The organism is Mesorhizobium sp. M2E.F.Ca.ET.209.01.1.1, from assembly GCF_004010375.2.
Taxonomy (GTDB): Bacteria; Pseudomonadota; Alphaproteobacteria; order Rhizobiales; family Rhizobiaceae; genus Mesorhizobium.
On sequence record NZ_SADP02000711.1, the window covers coordinates 1 to 329 of the forward strand.

Consider the following 329-nt stretch of genomic DNA (forward strand, 5'->3'; position numbering starts at 1 on the left):
CATCTGCTCACGCAGCTTCTTGTCGAGCGCGCCCAATGGCTCGTCCATGAGAAGGACGGGCGGCTCGAACACCAAAGCGCGCGCCACCGCAACGCGCTGTTGTTGCCCGCCCGACAGCTCGCTTGGCAAACGTTTGCCAAAGTCTTGGAGTTGCACCAGCGCGAGGGCATCGGCGACCCGACGCCTAATTTCAGCTTTCGCAACTTTGCGCATACGCAGCGGAAAGGCGATGTTGTCCGCGACCGTCATGTGGGGAAAAAGCGCGTATCGCTGAAACACCATCCCTATGTTGCGTCGGTTCGGAGCAACATAAGTCACGTCGCGATCGC

1 protein-coding gene is annotated in these 329 nt (G+C 59.9%); it reads right to left on the reverse strand.

Going from position 1 to position 329, the window contains the following annotated elements; all coding sequences use genetic code 11:
• Nucleotides 1-329 (reverse strand): ATP-binding cassette domain-containing protein (locus EN852_RS37565; RefSeq protein WP_135879822.1); only part of this gene is annotated, 329 nt, incomplete at both ends.